20 protein-coding genes and 1 pseudogene are annotated in these 23,604 nt (G+C 44.9%); 20 read left to right on the plus strand and 1 reads right to left on the minus strand.

Translation table 11 applies throughout. The features are described from left to right. Window positions 1-5: 5 nt before the first annotated feature. The 17 genes and pseudogenes from LRY47_RS06185 to LRY47_RS06265 form a co-directional block, all read left to right on the plus strand. Window positions 6-566, plus strand: coding sequence for a flavodoxin domain-containing protein (locus LRY47_RS06185; RefSeq protein ID WP_295223493.1), 561 nt, complete (start codon window positions 6-8; stop codon window positions 564-566). Further along, the gene (gene hutW / locus LRY47_RS06190; RefSeq protein ID WP_295223494.1) at window positions 563-1,951 is read left to right on the plus strand and encodes a heme anaerobic degradation radical SAM methyltransferase ChuW/HutW; all 1,389 of its coding nucleotides are present in this window, start codon (window positions 563-565) and stop codon (window positions 1,949-1,951) included. Before LRY47_RS06185 ends, hutW begins: the two co-directional genes overlap by 4 nt. 10 nt (window positions 1,952-1,961) lie before the next feature. Beyond that, a complete protein-coding gene (gene hutX, locus LRY47_RS06195) occupies window positions 1,962-2,453 on the plus strand; it encodes a heme utilization cystosolic carrier protein HutX (protein WP_295223496.1) in 492 nt (163 codons plus the stop codon). Beyond that, window positions 2,450-3,382 carry an ABC transporter substrate-binding protein gene (locus LRY47_RS06200; protein ID WP_295223497.1) on the plus strand — a complete coding sequence of 311 codons (933 nt, stop codon included), beginning with the start codon at window positions 2,450-2,452 and terminating at the stop codon, window positions 3,380-3,382. Before hutX ends, LRY47_RS06200 begins: the two co-directional genes overlap by 4 nt. 35 nt (window positions 3,383-3,417) lie before the next feature. Next, window positions 3,418-4,380 (plus strand): iron ABC transporter permease, encoded by a 963-nt coding sequence (locus LRY47_RS06205; protein ID WP_366043364.1) that lies wholly within the window; start codon window positions 3,418-3,420, stop codon window positions 4,378-4,380. After that, window positions 4,377-5,153 (plus strand): ABC transporter ATP-binding protein, encoded by a 777-nt coding sequence (locus tag LRY47_RS06210; protein WP_295223499.1) that lies wholly within the window; start codon window positions 4,377-4,379, stop codon window positions 5,151-5,153. The genes LRY47_RS06205 and LRY47_RS06210 overlap by 4 nt, the downstream gene beginning before the upstream one ends. Continuing rightward, window positions 5,153-5,974 (plus strand): ABC transporter ATP-binding protein, encoded by an 822-nt coding sequence (locus LRY47_RS06215; RefSeq protein WP_295223500.1) that lies wholly within the window; start codon window positions 5,153-5,155, stop codon window positions 5,972-5,974. Before LRY47_RS06210 ends, LRY47_RS06215 begins: the two co-directional genes overlap by 1 nt. After that, window positions 5,971-6,717, plus strand: coding sequence for an ABC transporter permease (locus LRY47_RS06220; RefSeq protein ID WP_295223502.1), 747 nt, complete (start codon window positions 5,971-5,973; stop codon window positions 6,715-6,717). The genes LRY47_RS06215 and LRY47_RS06220 overlap by 4 nt, the downstream gene beginning before the upstream one ends. Window positions 6,718-6,913: 196 nt before the next feature. After that, window positions 6,914-9,880: an autotransporter domain-containing protein gene (locus LRY47_RS06225; protein ID WP_295223504.1), complete on the plus strand. Its 2,967-nt coding sequence runs from the start codon at window positions 6,914-6,916 to the stop codon at window positions 9,878-9,880. Between the two features lie 412 nt (window positions 9,881-10,292). After that, window positions 10,293-12,608, plus strand: a complete 2,316-nt coding sequence (locus tag LRY47_RS06230; protein WP_295223506.1) for a methyl-accepting chemotaxis protein — start codon at window positions 10,293-10,295, stop codon at window positions 12,606-12,608. Window positions 12,609-12,805: 197 nt separating this feature from the next. Then, complete coding sequence (locus tag LRY47_RS06235) at window positions 12,806-13,798, plus strand: PAS domain-containing protein (RefSeq protein ID WP_295223508.1); 993 nt, start codon at window positions 12,806-12,808, stop codon at window positions 13,796-13,798. 14 nt (window positions 13,799-13,812) lie between these two features. Beyond that, on the plus strand, window positions 13,813-14,253 hold the full coding sequence (locus LRY47_RS06240) for an ATP-binding protein (RefSeq protein WP_295223509.1): 441 nt from the start codon (window positions 13,813-13,815) through the stop codon (window positions 14,251-14,253). A 30-nt stretch (window positions 14,254-14,283) separates the two neighbouring features. Continuing rightward, the gene (locus LRY47_RS06245) at window positions 14,284-14,943 is read left to right on the plus strand and encodes a response regulator transcription factor (RefSeq protein ID WP_295223510.1); all 660 of its coding nucleotides are present in this window, start codon (window positions 14,284-14,286) and stop codon (window positions 14,941-14,943) included. Between the two features lie 208 nt (window positions 14,944-15,151). After that, a complete protein-coding gene (locus LRY47_RS06250; RefSeq protein WP_295223511.1) occupies window positions 15,152-16,684 on the plus strand; it encodes an FAD-dependent oxidoreductase in 1,533 nt (510 codons plus the stop codon). An 83-nt stretch (window positions 16,685-16,767) separates the two neighbouring features. After that, window positions 16,768-17,592 carry a transporter gene (locus LRY47_RS06255; RefSeq protein WP_295223512.1) on the plus strand — a complete coding sequence of 275 codons (825 nt, stop codon included), beginning with the start codon at window positions 16,768-16,770 and terminating at the stop codon, window positions 17,590-17,592. A 70-nt stretch (window positions 17,593-17,662) separates the two neighbouring features. Next, a complete protein-coding gene (locus LRY47_RS06260; RefSeq protein ID WP_295223513.1) occupies window positions 17,663-18,325 on the plus strand; it encodes a cytochrome c3 family protein in 663 nt (220 codons plus the stop codon). A gap of 303 nt (window positions 18,326-18,628) precedes the next feature. After that, a pseudogene (locus LRY47_RS06265) lies at window positions 18,629-18,748 on the plus strand (transposase); the annotation flags it as partial. Between the two features lie 37 nt (window positions 18,749-18,785). Here LRY47_RS06265 and LRY47_RS06270 read toward each other — a convergent pair. Continuing rightward, window positions 18,786-20,201, minus strand: a complete 1,416-nt coding sequence (locus LRY47_RS06270; protein WP_295223514.1) for a PLP-dependent aminotransferase family protein — start codon at window positions 20,199-20,201, stop codon at window positions 18,786-18,788. Window positions 20,202-20,307: 106 nt separating this feature from the next. On the opposite strand from LRY47_RS06270, the gene LRY47_RS06275 reads away from it, so the two are divergent. The 3 genes from LRY47_RS06275 (at window position 20,308) to LRY47_RS06285 (ending at window position 23,516) form a co-directional block, all read left to right on the plus strand. Further along, window positions 20,308-21,816 carry an FAD-dependent oxidoreductase gene (locus tag LRY47_RS06275; protein ID WP_295223515.1) on the plus strand — a complete coding sequence of 503 codons (1,509 nt, stop codon included), beginning with the start codon at window positions 20,308-20,310 and terminating at the stop codon, window positions 21,814-21,816. A 15-nt stretch (window positions 21,817-21,831) separates the two neighbouring features. Next, window positions 21,832-22,203 carry a cytochrome c3 family protein gene (locus LRY47_RS06280; RefSeq protein WP_295223516.1) on the plus strand — a complete coding sequence of 124 codons (372 nt, stop codon included), beginning with the start codon at window positions 21,832-21,834 and terminating at the stop codon, window positions 22,201-22,203. Window positions 22,204-22,286: 83 nt separating this feature from the next. Beyond that, on the plus strand, window positions 22,287-23,516 hold the full coding sequence (locus tag LRY47_RS06285) for an OprD family outer membrane porin (protein ID WP_295223517.1): 1,230 nt from the start codon (window positions 22,287-22,289) through the stop codon (window positions 23,514-23,516). Window positions 23,517-23,604 lie beyond the last annotated feature (88 nt).

Raw genomic sequence — 23,604 nt, forward strand, 5'->3', positions numbered from 1 at the left:
ACAATATGACTGTAAAGATAGTATACGCGACCCGTTACGGTTCCACGCGGCAGATTTCCGAGTGGATAGCGGAAAGGCTTGAAGCGGAAGGCTTTGCGGTCAGGCTTGAAAATGCGGAAAATTCAGAAGGGGCTGAGGGGTACGATCTCGTACTCCTCGGCTCCGGTATTTATAATCACGGCTTTCTGAAAGAGCTTGAGGATTATATCGAAAAACATTCGCAAAGCCTGATGCAGACCAATACGGCGCTTTTCGGCATAGCCATGAAGACCGAACCGATAATGCACAAGGGCAAAAGCCACGGCGGAATACTGATGCTTGAGAAATATGCTCAGAAACTAGGCGACAGCGTCATCGGATGCGGGATGCTCCACGGGCAGATGATTTTTTCTGCCATGTCTGAAAAGGACAGAAAAGGTATTGAGCAGTTTTACAAAATGATAGGTATGCCGGAAGCGGAAGCGGCAGAGAGAAAAAAGCCCAGAACGCTGATGGACAAGAGAGAGTGCTGGGAATTTGCCTGCGGAATAATTGAAAAGATAAACAGGGCAAAGGTGAGGCAATGAGCTGGGCAGAAGCGCTTGATGCCGAAAAAAAGAGATTGATATTCGGTAATGAGGATTCAACAGGGTTCGCGTCCGCATATGACAAAAAACGCACGGTACATGCCGGAAGCAAAGGACAGGTTCTGGCTCCCGAAGAGGCGGCAAAAGCGTGGATGGGCGCCTGTTCGCAGACATCCGACGTGAACAAGCTGGTGTATGTGAACGTTCCGTTCTGCCAGACCAGATGCCTCTATTGCGGATTTTTCAAGAATCTGGCGAAGGCGGACATGATGGAGGCTTTCAGCAGCGCTCTGGCTGACGAGATAAAGAGTTCCGCACAGCTTCCCATGTTCTCGTCGGGCAGCATCAATGCCGTATACATCGGCGGCGGTACACCGGGTGCGCTCAGCGCGGAGCAGATATCTCTGATGCTTGAAACCATAAAGGAACGTCTGCCTCTGGCAAACGACTGCGAATTCACTTTTGAAACCAGAACTTATCAGCTTACCGACGAGAAGATAGATGCGTGTCTGAACGCGGGCGTGAACAGGTTTTCCCTCGGCGTTCAGTCTTTTGATACGAAGGCGCGCCGCTCCATCGGCAGGGTGGACGACGGCGATACAGTTATGCGGATGATAGAGAAGCTGAAAAGCCTTAACGAGGCGGCTGTGTCTATAGACCTCATGTTCGGACTGCCATATCAGAGCGAGTCGGATTTCATAGAGGATATCCTCACTGCGGACAGGCTGGGCGTTGACGGCATGGCTCTTTATCAGCTCAACGTGTTCGACGACGGCAAACTTATGGAGAAGATAAAAGAGGAGAAACTGCCCCCTCCGCCCACAACGGCAGAGCAGGCGGTCTATTTTATAAAAGCCCACGCCGTTATGCAGAGGCTCGGCTATATGCAGCCCTCAATGGCGCACTGGGTAAGGGATACAAGAGACAGAAGTCTTTACAACCGTATGACCAAGCAGGGCAATATGATGCACGCATTCGGCGCGGGTGCCGGCGGGCGGACGCAGCAGCACGGATATTTCACCCATATGGCGCTGGAACCCTATCTGGGGATGGTGAAAGCCGGGCGTAAACCCATCATGGGTATGAGCAGAAACCACGAGCGTCAGCGGCTTCATAACCTGATATCCAGCCAGATAGACTGCGGGTATCTCCGAGGAGATATGGTTGACGCAGAGGCGGATTTCAGACTGACGGAGGTTTTTGAACCACTCATAAGTTCATGGGAAAAAAGAAAACTGGTGGAGCGGTTCGGCACAACCGTGAAGCTGACCCCGCAAGGGCAGTTCTGGTATGTGAACATGGCGCAGTCGCTCATCGACGTTACGGAGCTGTATTTCAACAGCGGATACACACCCACGGCGGCAAAGGTCGCCGCACAGAATTAAGGAGCGGAATATGTCGGAAGCGATAAAGCAATATCTGGAAGAGAAAAAGGGCGTAGCCACAGTTATGGCGGCGAGAGAACTGAATGTTCCCGAAAGGGAAGTGGTGCGCGCACTGGACGAGCAGTCGTTCGAGGTGGGCATATCAAAGTTCGGCGAGATAATGGACGACATCAGCGAGTGGGGCGGGATACTTATGATAGTCACCAACAACAGCGTGATATGCGAGGTATCAGGCGAACTGCCCAAAGGCAAATTCAGCCACGGCATGTTCAACCTGCACTCCGATACGTCGCCCATCGGCGGACATCTGATGGCGGATAAATTTGACAGCATACATTTTGTGAGCCGTCCGTTCATGGGCAAAGAGAGCCTTTCGGTTCAGGTTTACGACATTGACGGAAACGCCGCTTTCAAGATACACGTCGGCAGGGACGAGAAACATGAGCTGAAACAGGATCAGGTTGAAAGGTTCCATGCGCTTAAAAAGAGGATGATGCAATGAAAAATGTACTGGTGATAATGCTTGTTCTTCTGTGCGGTTCCGCATTTGCGCAGATAAGCTTTAAGGATTCTTCGGGACAGACCGTCACTCTGGACAAACAGCCTGCGAAGGTTGTTGTTCTGAACAGTTCAAACCTTGAAATGTATTTTGCAGCGGGCGGCACTCCGGCGGCGTATGCCATGAGTTCCACCACGCCCGTTTATATTGAGAACAGACTGAAAGGACTGCCGAACGTCGGCAGGGTAGAAAACCCTGACATAGAGCGCATCGTCGCCATGAACCCTGACCTTGTGATAGGCATGAACTTCCCTTTTCATGTTGCTCTTCGTTCCTCTCTGAACGGTGCGGGTATAAAGGTTGCGCTGTTCTCGCCTGTGACTTTGCCGCAGGTTAAAGAAACTGTGCAGATATTCGGCAATATCACGGGAAATAAAGCGAAAGCCGCTGAATCTATCGCAGATATCGACGATAAACTCAAAAATGTGCAGGACAGGCTTAAGGGCGTTAAAAAGGTGAGGGCACTGGTGCTTTACGGTTCGCCTGAAAGCTATAATATGGCGCTTCCTGACAGCTATGCTGGCATGATGCTCGATATGGCAGGAGGCGACAACATTGCCGCAGGAACGAAGGCAGATAAAAATGGACCGATGGCGGGTTCAGCCATGTCCAGAGGTTTCGCTCCGGTGAGCCTTGAAAACATAGCTATGCAGAATCCTGACTATATATTCCTGATAAATCATGACAATAAAACACAGGCGAAGAACGATTCCAGCCTTACGAAGCATCCCGCATGGAGCGGGCTGAGTGCCGTTAAGAACGGAAGAGTGGTAAGCCTGCCCTTTGAAACATACGGAAACAACCCCACCGTGCGCACAGGCGATGCGGTTCTGAGGCTGGCGAAGATGATGTATCCGGAGCAGTTCAAGTGAGAGAATTTTCAGACAGCGATACCAAAAGGCGGCTCATGACAGGAGCCGCCGGTCTGATGCTTCTGGCGGCAGGATTTGTCGTCAGTGTCATAACGGGAACGGTCGACATATCAATGGGCGATATGGCGCGCATATTCACAGGCGTGCAGACGGACGGCATGTATCATGTGCTGATGAACATCCGCCTGCCGCGTATCATAACGGGCGCTTTTGTGGGGGTAAACCTTGCTCTGTCGGGTGCCATACTTCAGGCCGTTCTTAAAAATCCCCTCGCAGATCCCGGTATTGTGGGCGTTACGGCGGGCGCGGGGCTTTTCGCTATGGCGGTGATGATACTTCTGCCCTCTTTCACGCATATGGTTCCTCCCGCTGCGTTTGCGGGGGCGCTTGTCACCTCTCTTGTAATTTACTTTCTGGCTTACGACGGCGGCGCACACCCCCTCCGGCTTATTCTGGCGGGGGTTGCTCTCGCCGCATTTCTCGGAGCGTTCATGTCCTGCCTGACAGTGCTTTACAGCGACAGGGTGCAGGGAACCGTAAACTGGATGGCGGGTTCTCTCAGCGGCAAAAGCTGGATACATGTCAAAATGATACTGCCATACACCCTTTTGGGACTTTTCGGCGCGGGAGTGGGTGCGAAATATCTCAACATTCTCATGCTCGGCGACGACGTTGCCCGTGGTCTGGGGCTTTCCGTTGAGCGCATAAAATTTCTGCTGACAATGCTTGCCGCTCTTCTGGCGGCTTCCGCTGTCAGCGTGGCGGGGCTTCTTGGGTTTGTGGGGCTTATAGTTCCGCATATAACAAGGCTCATAATAGGTTCCGATAACCGTTTTCTGATACCGTTCAGCGCAGTTTTCGGCGGCATAATCGTCATATTTGCGGATACTGCGGCAAGGGTGGTCTTCGCACCCTATGAGCTTCCCGTAGGCGTTGTGATGGCGTTTGTAGGTGCGCCGTTTTTCCTCTATCTTCTCAGCAGGAGCAGCAGATCATGAATTTTTTCTCATGTGAAAACCTCTCCGCCGGATACGGCAGAAAAGAGGTTTTAAAGAATATAACCCTTTCGTTTGAAAAGGGACATATAGCGTCTGTCATAGGTCCCAACGGTTCGGGCAAGTCAACCCTGCTTAAGTGTATGGGCAGACTTCTGAAACCTTCTGCGGGATGCGTGTATCTGGACGGGAAATCAATTTCGTCCATGACCGACAGCGCCATAGCCAGAAACGTGGGCATCCTGCCGCAGTCGCCCAACGCCCCCGGGGATATTCCCGTTCACTGTCTTGTGGCATACGGGCGCAACCCCCACAAAAAGGTACTTTCATCATTTACTAAAGACGACCGCGAAACCGTGGAATGGGCGATGCAGGCGACAGGCTTACAGGATAAGCGCTTTGTGAGGCTCGGACAGCTTTCCGGCGGTGAGCGTCAGAGGGCATGGATAGCGATGGCGCTGGCACAGCGTCCCCAGATACTGCTTCTGGACGAGCCGACCACATATCTGGATATTCATCATCAATTCGAGGTGCTTGAACTTCTGGAAAAGCTGAATACATCCTGCGGACTGACCGTTGTGATGGTGATGCACGACCTGAATCTCGCCTCAAGGTTTTCGGGACGGCTTGTCGCCATGAAGGACGGACAGGTGGTTCTTGACGGATGCGCAAAGGGTGTTCTCACCGAAGAGAACATATTCGATATATTTCGCGTGAAAAGCCGCATAGTTGATATGGACGGCAGCAAGGCGGCTATGTATATGGGTGTTGCCTGATGCTTCTGGAAGTGATGAATATCCGCAAGACCTACGGAAAGGTTGTCGCGGTGGAAGATGTTAGTTTCAGCATAGGCAGAGGCGAGGTTTTCGGCCTTTTGGGAGAGAACGGAGCGGGCAAGACCACCACTATCAAGATGCTTTCAACCCTTGCAACACCCGATTCGGGACGTATTCTGCTGAACGGCAGAGACATCCGCAAATACAGACGTGAAACCAGAAAGAGCATCGCAGTCGTTTCGCAGGATATGAATCTCGGATACGAGCTTTCCGTATTTGAAGTGCTTTACATCTATGCCCTGCTTCGGGGCATCCGCAACAGCAAAAAACTGATAGACGAGACCATTGCAAAGATGGGTATGACAGAAAAACGCAACTCAAAGGTAGGCACGCTTTCCGGCGGGCAGAAGAGGCGCGTTATGGCGGCTCGTGCCATGCTTTCAGGCGCAGAGCTGATATTCATGGACGAACCAACCATAGGGCTTGACCCTGCAGTGCGGCGCGAGATGTGGGATATCATAAGACAGATGCAGGCGGACGGGCGCTCCATTCTGCTAACCACCCACTACACCGACGAGGCGGAATACCTCTGCGGACGGGTGGCGATCATGGAAAAGGGGCGCATCGTGAGCATGGACACCCCTCAAAGCCTCATCGACTGCGCCGGTGCGTTTGCCGTGGACATAAACAGCCGCACACTCCTTTTCAGAGACAACGATGCGGCTGACGATTACATTGCGAAAGAGAGCCTTACGGGACACAGAGTGAGAAGAACAAAGCTGGACGACGTGCTTGTCAGCAGTATAGGCAGGGCAGTATGACTGAAGCGTTAATGGGTACCTACGCGGTTTTTTACCGCGAGATGCTGATTTTTAAATATAAACTCATGAGGCTGGGTTACGTTTTTTACAGCGTTTCCACGCCGATACTCTATCTTCTGGCGTTCGGGCTTGGGTTCGGTTCCAGAGTACAGATACCTGATTACGGCGCTTTCCTTATTCAGGGTATAGTATGCATGAGCTCCATGACAAACTCGTTCAACATGGTTTCCGTGTCGGTGGGCATGGGCAGGCTTCATTCAGGTGAGTTTCAGACAGTTCTGACATCTCCAGTAAAGGCATCGGCTATAATGCGCGGACTTGTGCTTTCCGGTGTCGTGCGCGGGCTGTTCGCATCCACCATGATACTTCTGGCGGGGCTTTTTGTGTTCCATGTGTTTCCGTTCACATTCGTGGCTTTCGTTGCTTTGGTGCTGAACACAGCCTTCTTTTCGGCGGCAGGTGTAATTATCGGTGTTGTCATAGACGACATGGAGAACCATGCCGTGCTGACAAATTTCATAATCATGCCTATGGCGTTCTTTTCGGGAACATTTTACCCCGTTGATTTTCTTCCGCATTGGCTGCAGAAGCTCGTATGGCTGCTCCCTTTGAGCCATGCGAACAAACTTATTCGTGCGGGTGAATTGAACGCTGAAACATTGCCGTCCTTCATCCTTCTTCTTGGACTTACTGCGGTCTGTTTCACAGCCGGAACCTTTATGCTGAACAGGTATAATGAGTGAGCTATGTTCTTAATAACATAATATTCAATTGACACTGATTTCCCTTCTTGTTAGGCTCATAATATATTCAAATTAACACAATACGTGTTTCGCATCTTCTTGTTGATGCATTTCAAGTTTTGCCGTTTTGCGGGGATGGCTCTTTTTTTTCTCGGGTTTTGAGGAATTATGCTTAATTTTCTTATCGGAGTATAATATGAACAGGTTTTTAAAATCGTCGTCAGGTCAGGTTCCGCCATTTTCCAAATTCATTGTCATGGCAATTATTGCTTTTGCCGCTTTGAATGCTGTGCCTGCATACAGCGATACTATCTCGAGCAGTACCGACGTATCCGTTTCAGTTTTCGCCGGCAATTATGATTTTATTGAACTAAGAACCGACAACGACAGCGTAAGCGACATAACACAAACTCTCATTCTTTCAGGTAATACAACAATTAACAACCCGACTTACAGCGGTGTCATAATGCAGACCAACTCTGCAAACCGCGATGCTATAGTGAGCATAGGTTCTGACGTCAGTATAACTTCCAACGGCGGATTCGGTGCCGTTTGGGTGCGCAACGATACATCGGGCGACATTACTATCACAAATAACGGTACTGCTATTGCCAATGCAACAGGAGGACCCGGCATTACAGCGACAACCAATCTGGGTTCTGTCGTCATAGTGAACAACGGGAGTTCAACATCAGTTGACAACTGGGGCATATATGGGGACGGGGGATATAACAATACAAGTGCCGATCCTGCCACTGTGAGTCTGACAAACACGGGAACAGTGACTTCATATCTGGCAGGGATGCGCGCTATCAACTATCAAGGTTATGCATATATAAACAACAGCGGAACAGTTGAATCCGCAACACGTCAGGGGCTTGTAGCGTGGTCGGATGACGGTAATGTAGGTATAGAAAATACCGGCTCCGTTACATCCGGAGACGACAGTGCTATCCATGCGATGAGCGAAAACGGCGATATAATTGTTGTTAATGAAGGAACTCTTACCGCCTCCGATGATGACCTTATTGTTGCCACCAGAGCTGGATATGCAGGTATACTAGCATATTCCGAATACACAGGCGATATAGGCATCGTTAACACCGAGGACGGCATAATAAACGCAGCAGATGATTTCGGTATATCTGCCGAAGCAACTGCTGGGAAAGTTTCGATAGTAAACATCGGAACTATCAACGCACTTTCAGGAGTAACCGGGACGGCTGCGGACGGAGCTGTTGAAATTGTAAATGCCGGAACAGTGACTGCAACGACCAAAGGTATTGTTCTGAACGGATCAACTAATTATCTGGTAAATGTTGGTTCGATAACTGTCAGTTCCGGTGCGGCAATTGAAACGGGCGACGGAGATACCACCATTATAAATGAAGGAACAATAGATTCAGGAAGCTCTGACAATGTGGCTATCGCTTTCGGTGATGGAGATAACAGACTCGTTATAGATGCGAATTCTGTAATTGTCGGCAAAGTGACGTCAGGAACAGGTGTCACAACTCTTGAACTTTCTGGAGCAGGGACACTTGATACTGATCTGATAAGCGACACAGGACAATATCAGGGTTTTGACAATGTTGAAAAAACAGGTGACGGGACATGGGAGATAACAGGTGATTCCGATAACGTCAACTGGAGCATATACGGCGGTTCGCTTTCCATAAACGGTTCTGTTAAAAACGTAGACGTTTACGGCGGCACTCTCAGCGGTTCCGGTAATTACGGCGATATAGTTGTGGATTCCGGCGGCGTGCTTGCACCCGGAAACTCAATCGGAACGATGAATGTCACCGACGTGACATTTTCAACAGGTTCTACATATGAAGTTGAGATAGACAAAGACGGCAGCAGTGACAAAGTAAACGCCACGGGAACCGTTACCATTGAAAGCGGTTCAACCATAAACGTATTGGCAGAAGACGGAACCAGCGACGGTTCCGATTATGATCCCTATACGAAATATACCATAATAACCTCAGAAGATGGAATCACAGGTACTTTTGACACGGTCACAGACAGTTTCGCGTTCCTTGACGTTTATTTGCAGTATGATGAGAATAACGTTTACATAGAACTTTTGCGCAATAATATGGATTTCACCAGCTATGCCAAAACAAGCAATCAGGCTGGTGTTGCAAAGGCTCTCGGAACACTCGGCATAGACAGCCCTCTCTATAAGGCGGTTCTTCCTCTAAGCGAAGCGAAAGTTGCTGATGCCTTCTCCATGCTTTCTGGTGAGGCTTATGTTTCCGTTCAGACAATGCTTCTCGACGACAGCCGCTTTGTGAGAGATGCGGTGCTTTCGCGCGCTCCCATTGAAACAGGAAGTTACCGGTTCTGGTTCAACGCATTCGGCGCGAAGGCAGACTGGGAAGGAAACAGCGGGACTTCCACACTCAGCCGCACAATCGGCGGTCTGATTGTCGGTGCTGAAAAAGCTATAAACACCACCACAAGCGCAGGTCTTGTTTTCGGTGCGGAAAATACCGACTATGACGTGGATTCCCTCTCCTCTTCCGGCTCGGTTAAAAGCTATTATCTTGGCGCATACGCTGAAAAACTTATAAACGACATCACGCTCACTTTCGGCGCAGCATACGGATGGCACAATATAGATGCTGACAGAACTGTCAGTTTCGGCAGTTTAAGTGAACAGCAGGATGCTGACTATGATGCGGACAGCTACCAGTTCTTCGGTGAAATAAGCTATGATATCAAAGACGGCAACAGCAAAGTCACCCCTTTCCTGAACGCCGCATATGTGAAACTTGACACTGACGGTTTCAGCGAGGACGGAGGCAGTTCTGCTCTCCGCGGCGATTCATCCGACATGGACACTGTTTTTGCCACAGCGGGACTTCGTGTGGAAACACAGACAGTGCTTGGCGGTCTGAAACTGAAACCCAACGGCTCTGTCGGGCTTAAACACTCTTTTGGCGACAGAACACCCGAAACCACAGTTGCACTTGAGGGCGCCGATGCCTTCACAACAGAGGGTACGCCCATTGCCCGCGATACGGTTGTTTTTGAGCTTGGCGTTGACAGCAGCGTATCTGCCAGAACGTCTGTGGGAGTTGCCTACAAAGGTAATTTCGCAGGAGAATCAACCGACCAGAGCATCAATGCCGATCTGACCATAAGATTCTGATAAACACAGGGGCGGGAATACCGCCCCTCATGTTGTTGGTAAGCTGGTTAAAAGTTAATGAGGTTGCCTTGCCATCCTTTATGGAGAGTTTTTCAGGCTCTCCCTTTTTCTCCTGCCACTTTGCATGATCAAATTTTTTTTCTTGAAAATTTCTCTTTTTTAGTCGTCCTGTGTGTCGTTTTATACTGAGATTTTAATAATTTAATCAATAATTAATTATTATGCATCGGGAAAGATTTTATATTTCCAACATTGCCTTTTTTATGAAATATATCGCAAATAATCTTGATTTAGTAACTAAGTAGGGGTATTTTTAAACATAAGACATACATAATTACATATTTGCCTTGGGTATTTAAGCCTGACAAACAAAAAAACATGCGGTTTGTTAATGGTCTCAGGGAGGATTCTGATGATTCGTTTAATGTCCATCAAATTTAAAATTATACTTCTTGCTACACTTGTGTCCATTGTTGTTCTTCTTGTAACTTACCTTATAATGGCTAATGCCGCAGAAAAGATTGAAAAAAATATCTATTCTTCGTCTGCTGCCAGCCTTAACGGTACCTATCTGGACAAGCTGAATACAAAGATGCAGGTCGGTATTACAAACGTGGTCTCTTTTTCAGATGATCCGGTTATCATTTCTTCACTGCTAAGCGGGGATCGACAGGCAGTAATTAACAGACTTAGCGGTATTTCAGATCTTTTTAAAAAGAATACTGAATATAAAAACATCAAAATACACGTTCATACGTCTGATTACAGGTCGTTTGTAAGATCATGGGCGCCGGAGAAATACGGAGAAGACCTCAGTCAAACCAGACCTTCGGTTAAAATGGTTAAAGCTGAGAAAAAAATTGTTGCCGGTTTTGAGGTCGGCAATGCCGGATTTGCTCTACGGGCGATTGCTCCTGTTATGAAAAACGGGGAATATATCGGAGCCGTTGAGTTTATACAGGGTTTAAACTCAGTTGCAAAAGAGTTGAGCGCATCTGATAAGAGTATGGCGCTCCTGATGAACAAGGATCTGACAAGTCTGGCATCCGATCTTGCTTCCGCTCCGACTGTCGGCAATTACATTCTGGCGCAGAAAACTGATGATGAAGATCTTTTAAACATCGCTCGCGAGAACCCATCGATATTTGATGGCAAAGACGGTTATCTTATGACGGATAAATACTTTATAACCGTTATTCCGATCGCGGACATCAGCGGGAAAAATGTCGGAGCAGTGCTTCTCGGTGAAGATTCAGGGATAATAAAACATTCCCTGAACCAGTCCGAACATATGATAAGGGTTGCTCTGCTCGCGGTTTTAATAACAATTGTTATAATCAATGCGGTAATAATTCTGCTTCTGATCGTTTTTTTCAGACCGGTGAATATCGTATCAGAAAAAATGAGGGAATTTGCCAGGCAAAACGATTCGGATGTTTCAAAACGTATTCCGCTTGATGAAGTGCCGGACGGTAAAAAAGTCGGTTCTGAAACCTATCTGCTTTCAAAAAATTTCAACAGCTATCTTGATAAGGTTGAAAGCGAGATGCTTGAAAGCCTTGCAAATATCAGCAATGCCATGCAGTGTGTGGTTCCCATGACAGAGACCATAATGGACGTCGCGAGTGTTATCGGCGCTACCGAAGACCTTGCCCGTCAGGTTGCCACGGCGAGTGAAGAGATGAGCGCCACTATAAACGATATTTCATCGAACGTAGCAGGGTCGGCAGATAAGGCCGGTCACTGCGTTAAACTTGCGGAAGACGGAAGAAAGGCTGTCGGCGGTGTTTGCGAAGTCGCTGAGAGTATAGATGCAAACGTCGGTGCGCTTGTGGAAGAAGTGAACAGCCTGAGGGAAAAGACAGAGCAGATCAGGCTTATTATCAGTGTTATTTCCGATATATCCGACCAGACAAACCTTTTGGCTCTCAACGCGGCAATAGAAGCCGCCAGGGCGGGTGAAGCTGGGCGTGGATTTGCTGTTGTTGCCGATGAGGTCAGAAAGCTTTCGGAAAAGACCAAACAGTCTCTGGACGAGATAAGCTCAACAGTGAGAAATATCCTTGAAAGTGTTGAAAGCGCAGGCAGCAAATCAAAGGGCGTTGCCGAGTCCATAGTTTTACAGAGCAGGGAAACAGAGAATACAAGAGCGAAGTTTGAGGAGATATCCGCCTCAGTGGAAGAGCTGAACGGTTTGATTATCAGCATCTCATCCGCTGTTGAGGAACAGTCTGTCGTTACGGAGCAGATTACTCAGAATATCGCTATGACAGCGGAACATACAGCGAAAGTTTCAGAAAATATGGATAAGCTTTACGAAGGTATCGGCGATATGCAGAATGCCGTTGTCGGCTTAAGCGAAAAAGCAAAAAATACAAAAATGAGTAAAAAAGCACAGATTTTTCTGCTTGCCAAAATAGCTCATATTGTTTTTGTTTCAAAAATTCTTAATCACCTGACAGGAAAAACTGTTCTGACCAGTATTGATGACCACAAAAATTGTGCATTCGGAAAAATGTATTACAGCGATTCCTGCGCATCCTGTTCCTCCGATCCGGATTTCAAAACGCTGGAACCTCTGCATATCAAAGTGCATGACCTTGGCAGGCAGCTCATAAAAGAGTATAATTCAGGAGACAGGCAGTCTCTTGAAAAAGATTTTAAAGAACTTACCGCATGCGTTACTTCTCTGTTAAGGGTTTTGGATAAGCTTGCGGCTAAAAATTAGAATAGAATCATTTCAATTCATCTATATGTCAACAGGAGCTTGTGATAAAGCTCCTGTTGGCGTTTTTAATCAGCCTGATACAGAAAATATTTCTGGTGATATATCACATAAACCCAGAAGCGTTATCTGCTGTTTTGAAAAGGCATAAACTCTATTTTTTATTATAGTATTAACTGGTCATAAAAAAAGGAACAGCCATGGGAAATACAAACGCTAAAAAACTTTATGATGCGGAAGTCAGGATTGCTGAACTTGAGAAAGAGCTTGGGTCGATAAAAGGCATGTATGACAAAATGATTAATCAGAAAAATTACGTCAATATGATACTGGATAACATGCCTATCGCTGAGTTCCGTATGGATGAGAACAATATTATCACCGGTGTGACCCATACCGATGATACCTTTCTCGGGTATAAACTTGATGAATTCATCGGCAGGCATTTTTCCTCTTTTCTGACACAGGATAACGATTCTCTTGCCTACACCAGCGATATGATGAAGTCTTTTCATACGTCGAAAGACGTTACCTACAGAATGAAGCGGAAAGATGGCGGAGTGGATTATGTTGAGGTGTTTACGGTTATAATAGGCGGTTCGCCTTTTAAGAAAAGTATGGCTATCAACATAACGGAGAGAGTCAGGATAAATGAGGTGCTGCATAATCTTGAAAGGGAGAAGGCTGCTATTCTGGATGCATTGCGCGATTGCGTACTGTATTTAAACACAGACCTGAAGATAGTCTGGGCAAACAAAGTTGCGGGCGAAATGCGTGTGGCAACGTTAGACATGATGATAGGGAAAGAGTGTTTCAAGGTCTGCGGTATGCTTGGGCGATACTGCGGCAATTGTCCTGTGACCCTCGTTAAAAAATACGGAACAAGACATGACAGCAATATCTGTATAAATGACAGGTCTTATCTTTGCACAGCCACACCGGTGCATGATGAAAAAGGATGCTTTATAGGGATAGTACATGTTATACGCGATATTACAGAGCGCAAAAGGCTTGAAAAAAAGATATTAAGCATAACAGGAGAGGAGCGTATACGGATAGGTCAGGAACTGCATGACGGGTTAGGGCAGATACTGACCGGTATCTCCTATACCGCTAAACTAATTGAAAAGCGGATAACTGAAAAAAAGAGGTTGAGATATCGTCTGCTCAGCTTATATCAGAGAACGTATTAAAAGCAAGAAAGCTTGTGAGAGACATTCTGAAAGGGCTCAGACCTGTTGAGAACGATCCGGAGGGACTTATTGCCGCTGTCAGAGAGCTTGGAACGAATATCGCCCAGATGTATGGGATCGAGTGCAATGTTTACGCTTCTGAGAGTTTTTCTGTCAGCGACAGTGAAACTGCGACACATGTCTTTTTTGTTATTCAGGAAGCGGTATGCAATTCTGTAAAACATTCTGAATGTTCAGTCATTGATATTTATCTGGAAGAGAGCAGTCAATCTCTGGTCGTAATTATAAAAGATAACGGGAAGGGGTTTGACTTAAATACCTCTTCAAAGCTTGGAATGGGGGTCAGCGGAATGTATTACAGGGCTTCGATACTCAGCGCATCATTGATTATTACAAGCAAACCGGGCGGCGGTTGCATGGTCAGATTGGAGAAAACACTTGAGCAGTGTCCTTAATATTTTGATGTTACATCATATGGAGGTTCTATGCAGAATAAACGAAACGTATTTATTGTCGATGATCACCCGTTTGTGATGGAAGGAATGGCAAAGTTAATCAATGAGGAGGCGGATCTGAATGTCTGCGGAGTAGCGGGAAATCCTGCGAGCGCGATAAAGGAAATTGATAAGCTTTTGCCTGATGCGGTGACCATAGACATTACATTAGGCAAGAAAAACGGTCTTGATCTGATCAAAGAGCTGAAATACAGATATCCTTCCATGCCGATGCTTGTTTTGTCCATGCACGATGAGAGGGTATATGCCGAACGTTGTCTCAAGGCAGGAGCATCCGGATATGTTATGAAAAGCGAAGACCCTTCGGTTCTTATTGCAGCACTGAGAAAGATACTCAAAGGTAAAGTATATCTCAGTGAAGTCATGACCGATTATATGCTTATGAAAGCGGCAAACCAGAAGAAGATCGCTGCTGAAAGTCCGGTTGAATCACTTTCTGACAGAGAATATCAGGTTTTTACATATTTAGGTCAGGGCATGAAGAATAAGAATATCGCGGAAATACTGAATTTAAGCGTTAAGACCGTTGATACGTTTAAGGATAACATTAAGCACAAGCTGAATATAGCAACTTCAAACGAGCTGATGCAGTTTGCAATCAGCTGGGTTCATTCGGAAGAAAACAAGTAGCCCTCCGTCATTACTCCTTTCCATAGGGGTAGAATACGATATGGCATAGGTATTATCACCTATGCGGCGTAGAGAATTCATTCCATATCTCATTCATAAATATGTACCACTGTAATCCCAGAACCCTGCTGGATATTTTGTATTGTTCTGTCGGCATATAATCTGAACAATCCATAGCAATATGGAACAGAATATAAAGGAGGACAAGATGAGAAAGGGATTATCAAAGATTCCTGCCGGTTTTATCTGTATTTTTATTTCTTTATTTTGTATGTCGGCTTTTGCCAAAGACAGGGTTTATCAGGCTGATGTCGTTGTTGTTGGCGCCGGAGGTTCCGGTCTTGCAGCTTCAGTTTCTGCGGCGGAACACGGAGCCAAAGTTATTACTCTTGAAAAAAGAGAGATCGCAGGCGGAACTACTTCGTTTGCCGAAGGTTTGTTTGCCATCGGAACTGACGAAACAAGAGTGGCATCCGTTGACATATCAGTTGACGATGCTTTTGACCACTCAATGGAATTTAACCACTGGAGAGCTAACGCTCCCTTGGTAAGGAAGTTTATTCAGGAATCACCGAACACAATAAACTGGCTTCATGGTTTTGGTCTTACATTTGAACCATGGAACATGGCTCCCACAGAGCCAAGAGTATGGCATGTGGTCGGTCATTACAAAAACATGGAACATGGTGCCGCATATGTTCAGGCGATGCTTGATAAATGCGAAGAACTGGGCGTTAAGATAATGTATGAAACACCCGCTACAGAGCTTATTATCGAAAAGGGTGTCATAAAAGGAGTTATTGCTCAGGATTCCAGAGGTAACAAGGTTATAGTAAATGCCAAAGCCGTAGTCCTTGCGACAGGCGGTTTCTCCGAGAACAACGAGATAATAGCTAAATACACCCGTTATGAACCCGGTTCAGTCTTTCCTACAGTTCCTCTGGGTAAAACAGGAGAAGGCTTTAAAATGGCTCTTCAGGCGGGAGCTGTTTTAGATGATGCGGGCATGCTGCTTATGATGCACCCCGGTTCATACGGTCCCGGATTTAAACCTTTCGGTGATCTTGATACCATGACAACTCAGCCTCTTCTCTGGGTCAACAAATACGGAGAGAGAATAATTGACGACAAGATGATAGGCAGCCTTATGGTGAGCGCAAACGCAATCTATCGCCAGGATGGTCACTACGTCTGGTCGATATGGGATGAGGATACTATCAACTATTACAAAACCAAAGGTCTTGACACAGGACTTGGGGTTATTGTCAAGGCCGGAACAAAAATCAGCAATACTGTAAAAGAGATTGAAGACTGCATTAAAGCAGGAAGTAAAAACGTAGCTATGGCAGATTCTCTTGAGGAACTGGCAAAGCAGATGGAAATGGATCCTAAATCTCTTAAAGCCACAGTGGACAGATATAACAAAATGAAAGCTGACAACGAGGATGTCGATTTCGGAACTCCCGCACGTCTGATGAAATACATTAAAAAGTCTAAATTTTATGCTGTAAAAGTATTCCCGTCATCGTTCATTTCTCTCGGCGGTCCGCAGATCAATACAAAAATGCAGGTTATGACAAAAAACAATAAGCCTGTTCAGGGGCTGTATTCCGTAGGATGTGATGCAGGCGGTGTTCACAGTGACACATATACTCTTTGGACATCCGGTGCAGGATTCTCTTTTGCAGCCACATCCGGAAGAATTGCCGGAGCCGACGCGGCAGATTTTGCAAAAAAATAATTATATGAGCTATTAAAATGCAAAACAAAACATATTTGAAAATTTTTAAATTTTTTGCCGTTTCCTTAGTATTTGCATGCAGTATGTCTGCATTTGCAATGGAAAACGGAAACAGTTCATATCCGAACGGTTCGGAAGATTTTTTGGCGAAGCTGAACGATGAAGGGCTTAATATTATAAATTACCTGAGCTACCGTCATAACACAGACAGCTATGACAACTCCGGTAATAAAAAAGATATGAAGTTCGACAGCAAGGCTATTGTCGATACTTTCAGGATTATTTATAACACAGGTCTGAAACCCTTTGGCGGTTCTCTCGGCGTCCATATGCTTATTCCTGTTGTGGATCTTGAGCTTAAAACACCGGGCGGCAATGATGATGCTTCCGGTGTTGCAGACGTGGTTATCGGTGTTAATGAAGCATTTCATTCAAAAAACAGACATATTATTGTCGGTATAGATGTTACTACTCCCACAGGCGATTATAACAAGAATGATATCGCTAATTTGGGTAAAAACCACTATACCATCGAACCTTATGCGCTTACCCACTATATCACGGATACAGGTTTTGAAATTGGTGCAAAGTTTATGTATGACTACAACACCGAAAACAACGATACCGATTATAAATCCGGTCAGGAGTTTCACATTGACTACATAATGGGGCAGCACTTCGGTCCATATAATGTAGGTCTTGGCGGTTATCTTTACAAACAGATAACTGACGACAAACAGAATGGCTCGGAAATTGAAGATTACCGTGCGCAGGCAGCCGGTATCGGTCCTGTCTTCAAATACGGCTATAAATCAGCATCCTTCACAGTGAAATATGTTAAAGATTTTGCTGTTGAAAACACATCCGGCGGGGATCAGTATTGGTTTAAAATCAATTACGCTTTCTGAGAAGGGTAACAACCAAAAGCGGTCGTTTTATACGGCCGCTTTGTTGTTTCATTGAATTTTAGGGTGAAAAATGGAAAAAATTAAATTTGTAATAAACTGTTTTTTTATTTTGATGTTTTTAACGATATCCAGCGCTTATGCGGCTTCTTTCGACTATTCGTGTGTCGATTGTCATGAAAAACCGATTTTGCCAGCCAAACATATAGTAAAAGAAAACTTTACCGGATGTTTCGACTGCCACAAAGACGGCGGAAAAAGTAAAAAACTTGGCTGGTTTGTGCACAATAAACATCTTGGGGGTCAGGATTTAAATGATGAGTTGTGCACGACCTGCCATAGAACTGATTCTGAAGGTGAGATTACAATAAATAATTCTCCGGTTATTAAAATTTCAAAAGAAGACATTCCTGATTATACAGACAGGTTTAAGACTTGGGTAAAGTCCGACAAGCTAGCCTATGCGCATAATGAAAAAGGCGTCGGATGCAGCGGGTGCCATACTACTTTTGATCCTGATGAAACTGACAATATTTCATCCAAATGCATTAACTGCCATGGCAACTTTCAGGATGTGGCAAAATTAACTGATGATAAAACAAAATATGAACGTAATCCTCATAAATCACATTACCCGAGACTGCAATGTGTGAAATGCCACTCTGTACACGGTGATTTTAATGACTATTGCGACAAATGCCATCATACAGGTTTTAAATGGAAGCTGAAAGGTTGATATTTTTTTCTCACTTAAAATATCAATCGGTTTCCTCATATGCTTTTTCATCGCCTCCTGCTATAATCATTTCCCTTATTAAGGCTTAAAGGTTTTTCCTTTAAGCCTTAATTCCTTTTAAATTAAAAGAGCATAAACAGAAGTTTTGTGCAAGTTCGGAGCGGGTTAACTGCTATCCGGTTCATTGATTGCTAAATCTTTGATTTGCTGCCTATAATTTCAGAAGTATGTTGCTGTAACCCACCCGTAAGATAGAACCAGAAATAGCCAGAGTTTTCCGTTTAAATACAACAGGAAGACTCAATGCAACGTAGCCGATTTACTGAACCACGGATCGTAAAAATACTTAAAGAAGTTGAAGCAGGCAGACTCGTCAAAGATGTTTGTCGGGAGTATGGTATTTCAGATGCCGCATATTACGATTGAAAGTCCAATTCAAAACGTTACGATATAGCCGCGATTACATACAATTTTTCAATTCTTCACATAATATCAGTATTGATGATTCAATTTCATGCACATCAGTGTTGGTGTAGCATAAGGCAAAATGTTTTGTATCACTTGGCACAAATCTTTTTCCTGCCTGTATTCTCAGTTTAAAAGCCGGATTGCAGTTTAAACTTTCAACAACCGCACTGAGATTTGCAGCTCCGTTGTATTTAAGCCAGAAATATATGCCCGCATAAGGTCTTTCCCATTCTAAAATGCCTGCGCAGTATTTTTTCAGGAGTGCCTCAAAATGATCGCAGCGTCCGGTGAGTTTTTCAGGAAGGTCATTAAGGAATAATTCAAACTCGTCTGACATCAGAATCTCTTCCAAAATTAGCTGACTTATTGCAGAAGAATGAAATTCAAGCTGAATTTTAATGTCACAGAATCGCTGAATCAAAAGCGGCGGTGCAACAATTGCAGCAACTTGCAGGTGTGGGCATATTACATTGGCTACTGTGTCAATGTATATAACCTTATCCGAATACATTTCCTGAAAAGTTTTTACAGAATCAGCGGTCAGCCGATAATAGCGTTTTTGTTCATTTTCAATAATCGGAACCGGACTATTGACAATGATGTCAAGAATCTCTTTCTTTCTGTTCATTGAAATTGAAACTCCATCAGGTTCTGAACCGGTCGGTTCTGTGTAAAGTACGGCATTATTGAAAAGTTTAGAATATTTTGCCAGTTGTTGAGAGCTTATCCCCTCCATATCAATACTTAAGGGGATTAAATTTGCTTTTGTATCTTTTAGTTTGTTTATGCTGTTATAAAGGAAGTTTTCAGGATGAAAAACATTTACCCCGCATGACAGAAGACTATGGAATACTATGGATATAGCCAAGGCTCCACCGGATACGATAAGCAATTCATTTTCTGTTACTTTCAGTCCCTGTTTTCTTAAAAACTCTGAATAGATCCTGCGCAGGCTTGGCAATCCCTGAATATCAATGGTCTCATAGCTTTCCTGTTCAAAAATCCTTTCGGCTGCTTTATTTAAAGCAGTTTTCAGAATATGCCTAGTATTGAAATCCAAAGACAATCCCGGTGTCTGAGCTATAAAAGGTGTACGATTCTGTTCTTTTTTGATTCTTTGTTCCCACCATGCGTTCGGCAGAGTACTTGTGTTGAAAAGCGACAGCCAGTTAATGCTTTTGTTTTCGTCACAATAGCAGACGTAACATCCGCTGCCGTGTTTAATATCAATTATTCCTATTCCGCTGAGTATTTCCAGAGCCTGATTTATAGTAAATCTGCTGACTCCGTATTTGTGAGACAATACACGAAGAGAAGGTAAAATAGAACCTTTTGGATATTTACCATCAAGAATGTCATTTCTGATATCGTCCGCAATCTTCTGGTAAGAAGGAATTCCTTTTTTCAACGGATCGCCCCTTTTATAAAATTGAAAACAAAGTGTCATGAAAAAAAAATCAATAGTGTCCTGCCAGAAAAATACCACAGAAATTATCCTGCGTCAGGAGGTAATAATGAAAAAAATAATAGTTCTTATTTTTATGTTAACCTGCCTCAATAATTCATATGCAGCAAAAGTATATAATGCTGATGTTGTAGTGGTTGGTGCAGGTGGATCGGGCAATGCCGCTGCTGTTCAGGCAGCACAGCTGGGTGCGAAAGTTATTGTTCTTGAAAAGCAAGCAGCTGCCGGCGGTAACGCAAATTTCTGCGAGGGAATTTTCGGTGCAGACAGTAAATTTCAGAGATCGCAAAATTTGCCAAATGTTTCAAAGGAGGATCTTTTCAACAAAATAATGGATTTTAACCATTATAAAGGTGATCCGCTTCTGGTCAGTGCATTTGTAAATCAGTCTGCTGATACTATAGAGTGGCTGCAGAGTCTTGGAGTAAAGATCGACGGAGTATTTCTTGAAGCGGATTCAAGAACATACACATGGCACAGGTTTAACGGACTTTGCCGTGCAATGACCGAAACTCTCATAAAATCTTATCCCAAATACGGTATCCAGCTCATGCTTGAGACAGAGGCAAAAGATGTCATCATGAAAGATGGCAAAGCTGTGGGAGTAAAAGCATTCAACGTTGAGGACGGTGATATAGTTATTAATGCCAAAGCAGTAATAATTGGAACCGGCGGATTTGTAAGCAATGCGGAAATGCTCAAAAAGTATGCGGATTTTAAAGGTCCCATAACTGCTATTGGTGCGAAAAACAGAACTGGTGACGGCATACGTATGGCTCTTGCGGCAGGCGCAAAGCCAGAAGGACTCGGCACCGTCCAGTATCATTCTCCCAGTCCCAGATTTGCCGGCTTTGCAGGTATTGAACGCAGAAAAACAGGTTTCGGGTTCAACCAGCCTGTTCTTTGGGTGAATTCATTCGGGAAGCGCTTTGTTAACGAATATGAAGTCAGAAACTTTTCAATAGCCGGGAATGCCGCTGTAAGGCAGAAGAACGGACTTGTTATCAAACTTCTGGATTCAGCAGTAATTGATCAATATGAGAAAGAAGGACTCGATTTCGTTGGCGGTGTTAACCCGAGAGTGCCTTTCACAAATCTGCTCAGAGATATAGAAGCTGATGTTCAGGCTGGAAACGTAGTTAAGGCTAATACAATTGAGGATCTCGCAAAGCAGCTCAATAAAAAATTCGGTACAGAAATTGATCCCAAGATTCTTCAGGCAACTGTTGACCAGACAAATCATGCTTATGATAAGAATTTTGACGATCTTTTCTTTAAACCCAGAAAGGTTCTGCACTCATTTCGGACCCCTCCATACTATGCAATCGCAACTTATCCGGCAGCTCTCGGCACAGTGGGCGGCATCAGAGTCGATGAAAATTGTCAGGCTGTTGACAACGATTTCCACCCCATCCCCGGACTTTTTGTTGTCGGTGCGGATGCCGGAGGAATGTACGGAGACACTTATGACATTATCGTTGCAGGCGAAACAATTGGTTTTGCAGTGAATTCCGGTCGTCTTGCCGCAAAGCACGCTGTCGCAACGTATGTGAAATAATGCGAGAGGCTTAGAATGAAAAAAATAATACTGATGATTGTGAGTTTGATCATACTCGCTTTCTTTTTAACTGCATACGCAGAAGACAAACAAGCCGGTAAGATCACTGGAAAACATAAAGAAGCGGGACTTAGCTGTAGTGATTGCCACAAAGAAAAAACTCCATCGGCAAGACCATCTCAGAAAGTTTGCCGTGATTGCCACGGTGATATGACTGATACAAAAAGCAAAGTGTACAAGGATATCGCAGGACACGAAGTCACCTTTAATCCTCACTATACTCATACAGGCAGTATGAGATGTACTTTGTGCCACAAAATGCACAGCACTTCTGAGCTTTATTGTAATACCGGCTGCCACCATAAATTTCAGGTTAAGGTTCCCTGACGATTCATTGCTTTACATCTGCTGTAGTTTGTTTAGCCAGACAGGCTACAGCAGCCCCAAAAAATAAGATGGAGGATTTTTAAATGAGAAACATTGTATTTCTATTAGCTTTAATGATATTTCCGTGTTACACGGCTTTTGCTTCAGATAATATTCAGGATGCATTTTCAGACGGTACTTTAAAAGGAGAATTGAGAGTTTTCGATTTTTCACGCGAATTCACCGATTCAACAACAACTAGACATGATACGGCTGCCGGCATGCTCATGTACTATAACTCAGATTCACTCTACGGATTATCTGCCGGTGGCGCATTTGCCACATCAAACGACATCGGAAGCAGTGATCAGGATGACGTTTACGGTCTGCTTGCCAAAGACAAGAAAGGAGATCATGAAAGTTTTACCCGTCTTCAGGAATACTGGGTGCAGGGCGACTATTTCAAAACAAAAGTCAAAATAGGGGCTCAGCAGATACACTCCCCATGGGCAAGCGAACGTGATGTACGTCTTGTTCCTAACACTTTTAAAGGTCTTACTGTTGTTAACAAATCAATACCCAACCTTGTTGCTTCTTTTTACTATATAACTGAATTCAATGCTGTGGATTCAACGTCTTTTATGTCAATATCTAAATCTATCAACAGTAATATTACAGAAGATAAAGACCTTCAGGTTGTGTCTCTTGATTATGATATTCCCGCTTCTTTTGCAAAAATGAAAGTTCAGGGCTGGTACTACAATGTACCGGATATTTTTAACACCGGATGGTATGGTTTTGATATCAGTAAAAAATACGAAAGCTTTGAACCATATCTGGAATCTCAGGCGATTATCCAGAGATCACAGGGTGATGAACTCGCAGGAGATATCAGCACAGAACAGTATGCTGCAACAACCGGTATAAGATTCAGAAAAGGATTTGACGTTAGCATCGCTTATGCAAAAACCACTGATGGAGACCTTCTTGACCCATGGGGTGGCAAAAAAGGAATTCTTCAGACAGTAAAAGGTGCAGACCGCGCACATGAAGATACTTATGTAGCTGCGGTTAAATATGACTTCTCGAAAATTGGCGTAAACGGTCTCACTGCCCTCGTCTCATATGGAATTTATGATATTCCGGGTATGCAAGGTCCGTGGGGTGATATGCGGGAAACAGATTGCGATGTTCAATACCGCTTTTCAGGCAAACTTGAGGGCTTTAAACTCAGAACACGCTACTCCATTGTAAACATACAAAATGCGGCTGACTGGAAAGATGTGAGAATTATGGCATCATATACTTTCACGCTGAAAGGAAAGAAAAAATAACCCAATACAATCTTCCCTCCTTTTAGGTTTTATATGGGTCTTCGGGGAACTGTTTACCAGTTCCCCTTTTATCATTTATTACGGTACA

This window comes from Seleniivibrio sp. (assembly GCF_021209385.1).
Classification (GTDB): domain Bacteria; phylum Chrysiogenota; class Deferribacteres; order Deferribacterales; family Geovibrionaceae; genus Seleniivibrio.

Bases quoted from the DNA above. Each gene is read 5' to 3' on its own strand.
- LRY47_RS06215 (WP_295223500.1), top strand. From the start codon at position 5,153: ATGCTTCTGGAAGTGATGAATATCCGCAAGACCTACGGAAAGGTTGTC.
- LRY47_RS06210 (WP_295223499.1), top strand. From the start codon at position 4,377: ATGAATTTTTTCTCATGTGAAAACCTCTCCGCCGGATACGGCAGAAAA.
- LRY47_RS06225 (WP_295223504.1), top strand. From the start codon at position 6,914: ATGAACAGGTTTTTAAAATCGTCGTCAGGTCAGGTTCCGCCATTTTCC.
- LRY47_RS06230 (WP_295223506.1), top strand. From the start codon at position 10,293: ATGATTCGTTTAATGTCCATCAAATTTAAAATTATACTTCTTGCTACA.
- LRY47_RS06220 (WP_295223502.1), top strand. From the start codon at position 5,971: ATGACTGAAGCGTTAATGGGTACCTACGCGGTTTTTTACCGCGAGATG.
- hutX (WP_295223496.1), top strand. From the start codon at position 1,962: ATGTCGGAAGCGATAAAGCAATATCTGGAAGAGAAAAAGGGCGTAGCC.
- LRY47_RS06255 (WP_295223512.1), top strand. From the start codon at position 16,768: ATGTCTGCATTTGCAATGGAAAACGGAAACAGTTCATATCCGAACGGT.
- LRY47_RS06245 (WP_295223510.1), top strand. From the start codon at position 14,284: ATGCAGAATAAACGAAACGTATTTATTGTCGATGATCACCCGTTTGTG.
- hutW (WP_295223494.1), top strand. From the start codon at position 563: ATGAGCTGGGCAGAAGCGCTTGATGCCGAAAAAAAGAGATTGATATTC.
- LRY47_RS06260 (WP_295223513.1), top strand. From the start codon at position 17,663: ATGGAAAAAATTAAATTTGTAATAAACTGTTTTTTTATTTTGATGTTT.
- LRY47_RS06235 (WP_295223508.1), top strand. From the start codon at position 12,806: ATGGGAAATACAAACGCTAAAAAACTTTATGATGCGGAAGTCAGGATT.
- LRY47_RS06275 (WP_295223515.1), top strand. From the start codon at position 20,308: ATGAAAAAAATAATAGTTCTTATTTTTATGTTAACCTGCCTCAATAAT.
- LRY47_RS06250 (WP_295223511.1), top strand. From the start codon at position 15,152: ATGAGAAAGGGATTATCAAAGATTCCTGCCGGTTTTATCTGTATTTTT.
- LRY47_RS06185 (WP_295223493.1), top strand. From the start codon at position 6: ATGACTGTAAAGATAGTATACGCGACCCGTTACGGTTCCACGCGGCAG.
- LRY47_RS06280 (WP_295223516.1), top strand. From the start codon at position 21,832: ATGAAAAAAATAATACTGATGATTGTGAGTTTGATCATACTCGCTTTC.
- LRY47_RS06205 (WP_366043364.1), top strand. From the start codon at position 3,418: ATGACAGGAGCCGCCGGTCTGATGCTTCTGGCGGCAGGATTTGTCGTC.
- LRY47_RS06285 (WP_295223517.1), top strand. From the start codon at position 22,287: ATGAGAAACATTGTATTTCTATTAGCTTTAATGATATTTCCGTGTTAC.
- LRY47_RS06200 (WP_295223497.1), top strand. From the start codon at position 2,450: ATGAAAAATGTACTGGTGATAATGCTTGTTCTTCTGTGCGGTTCCGCA.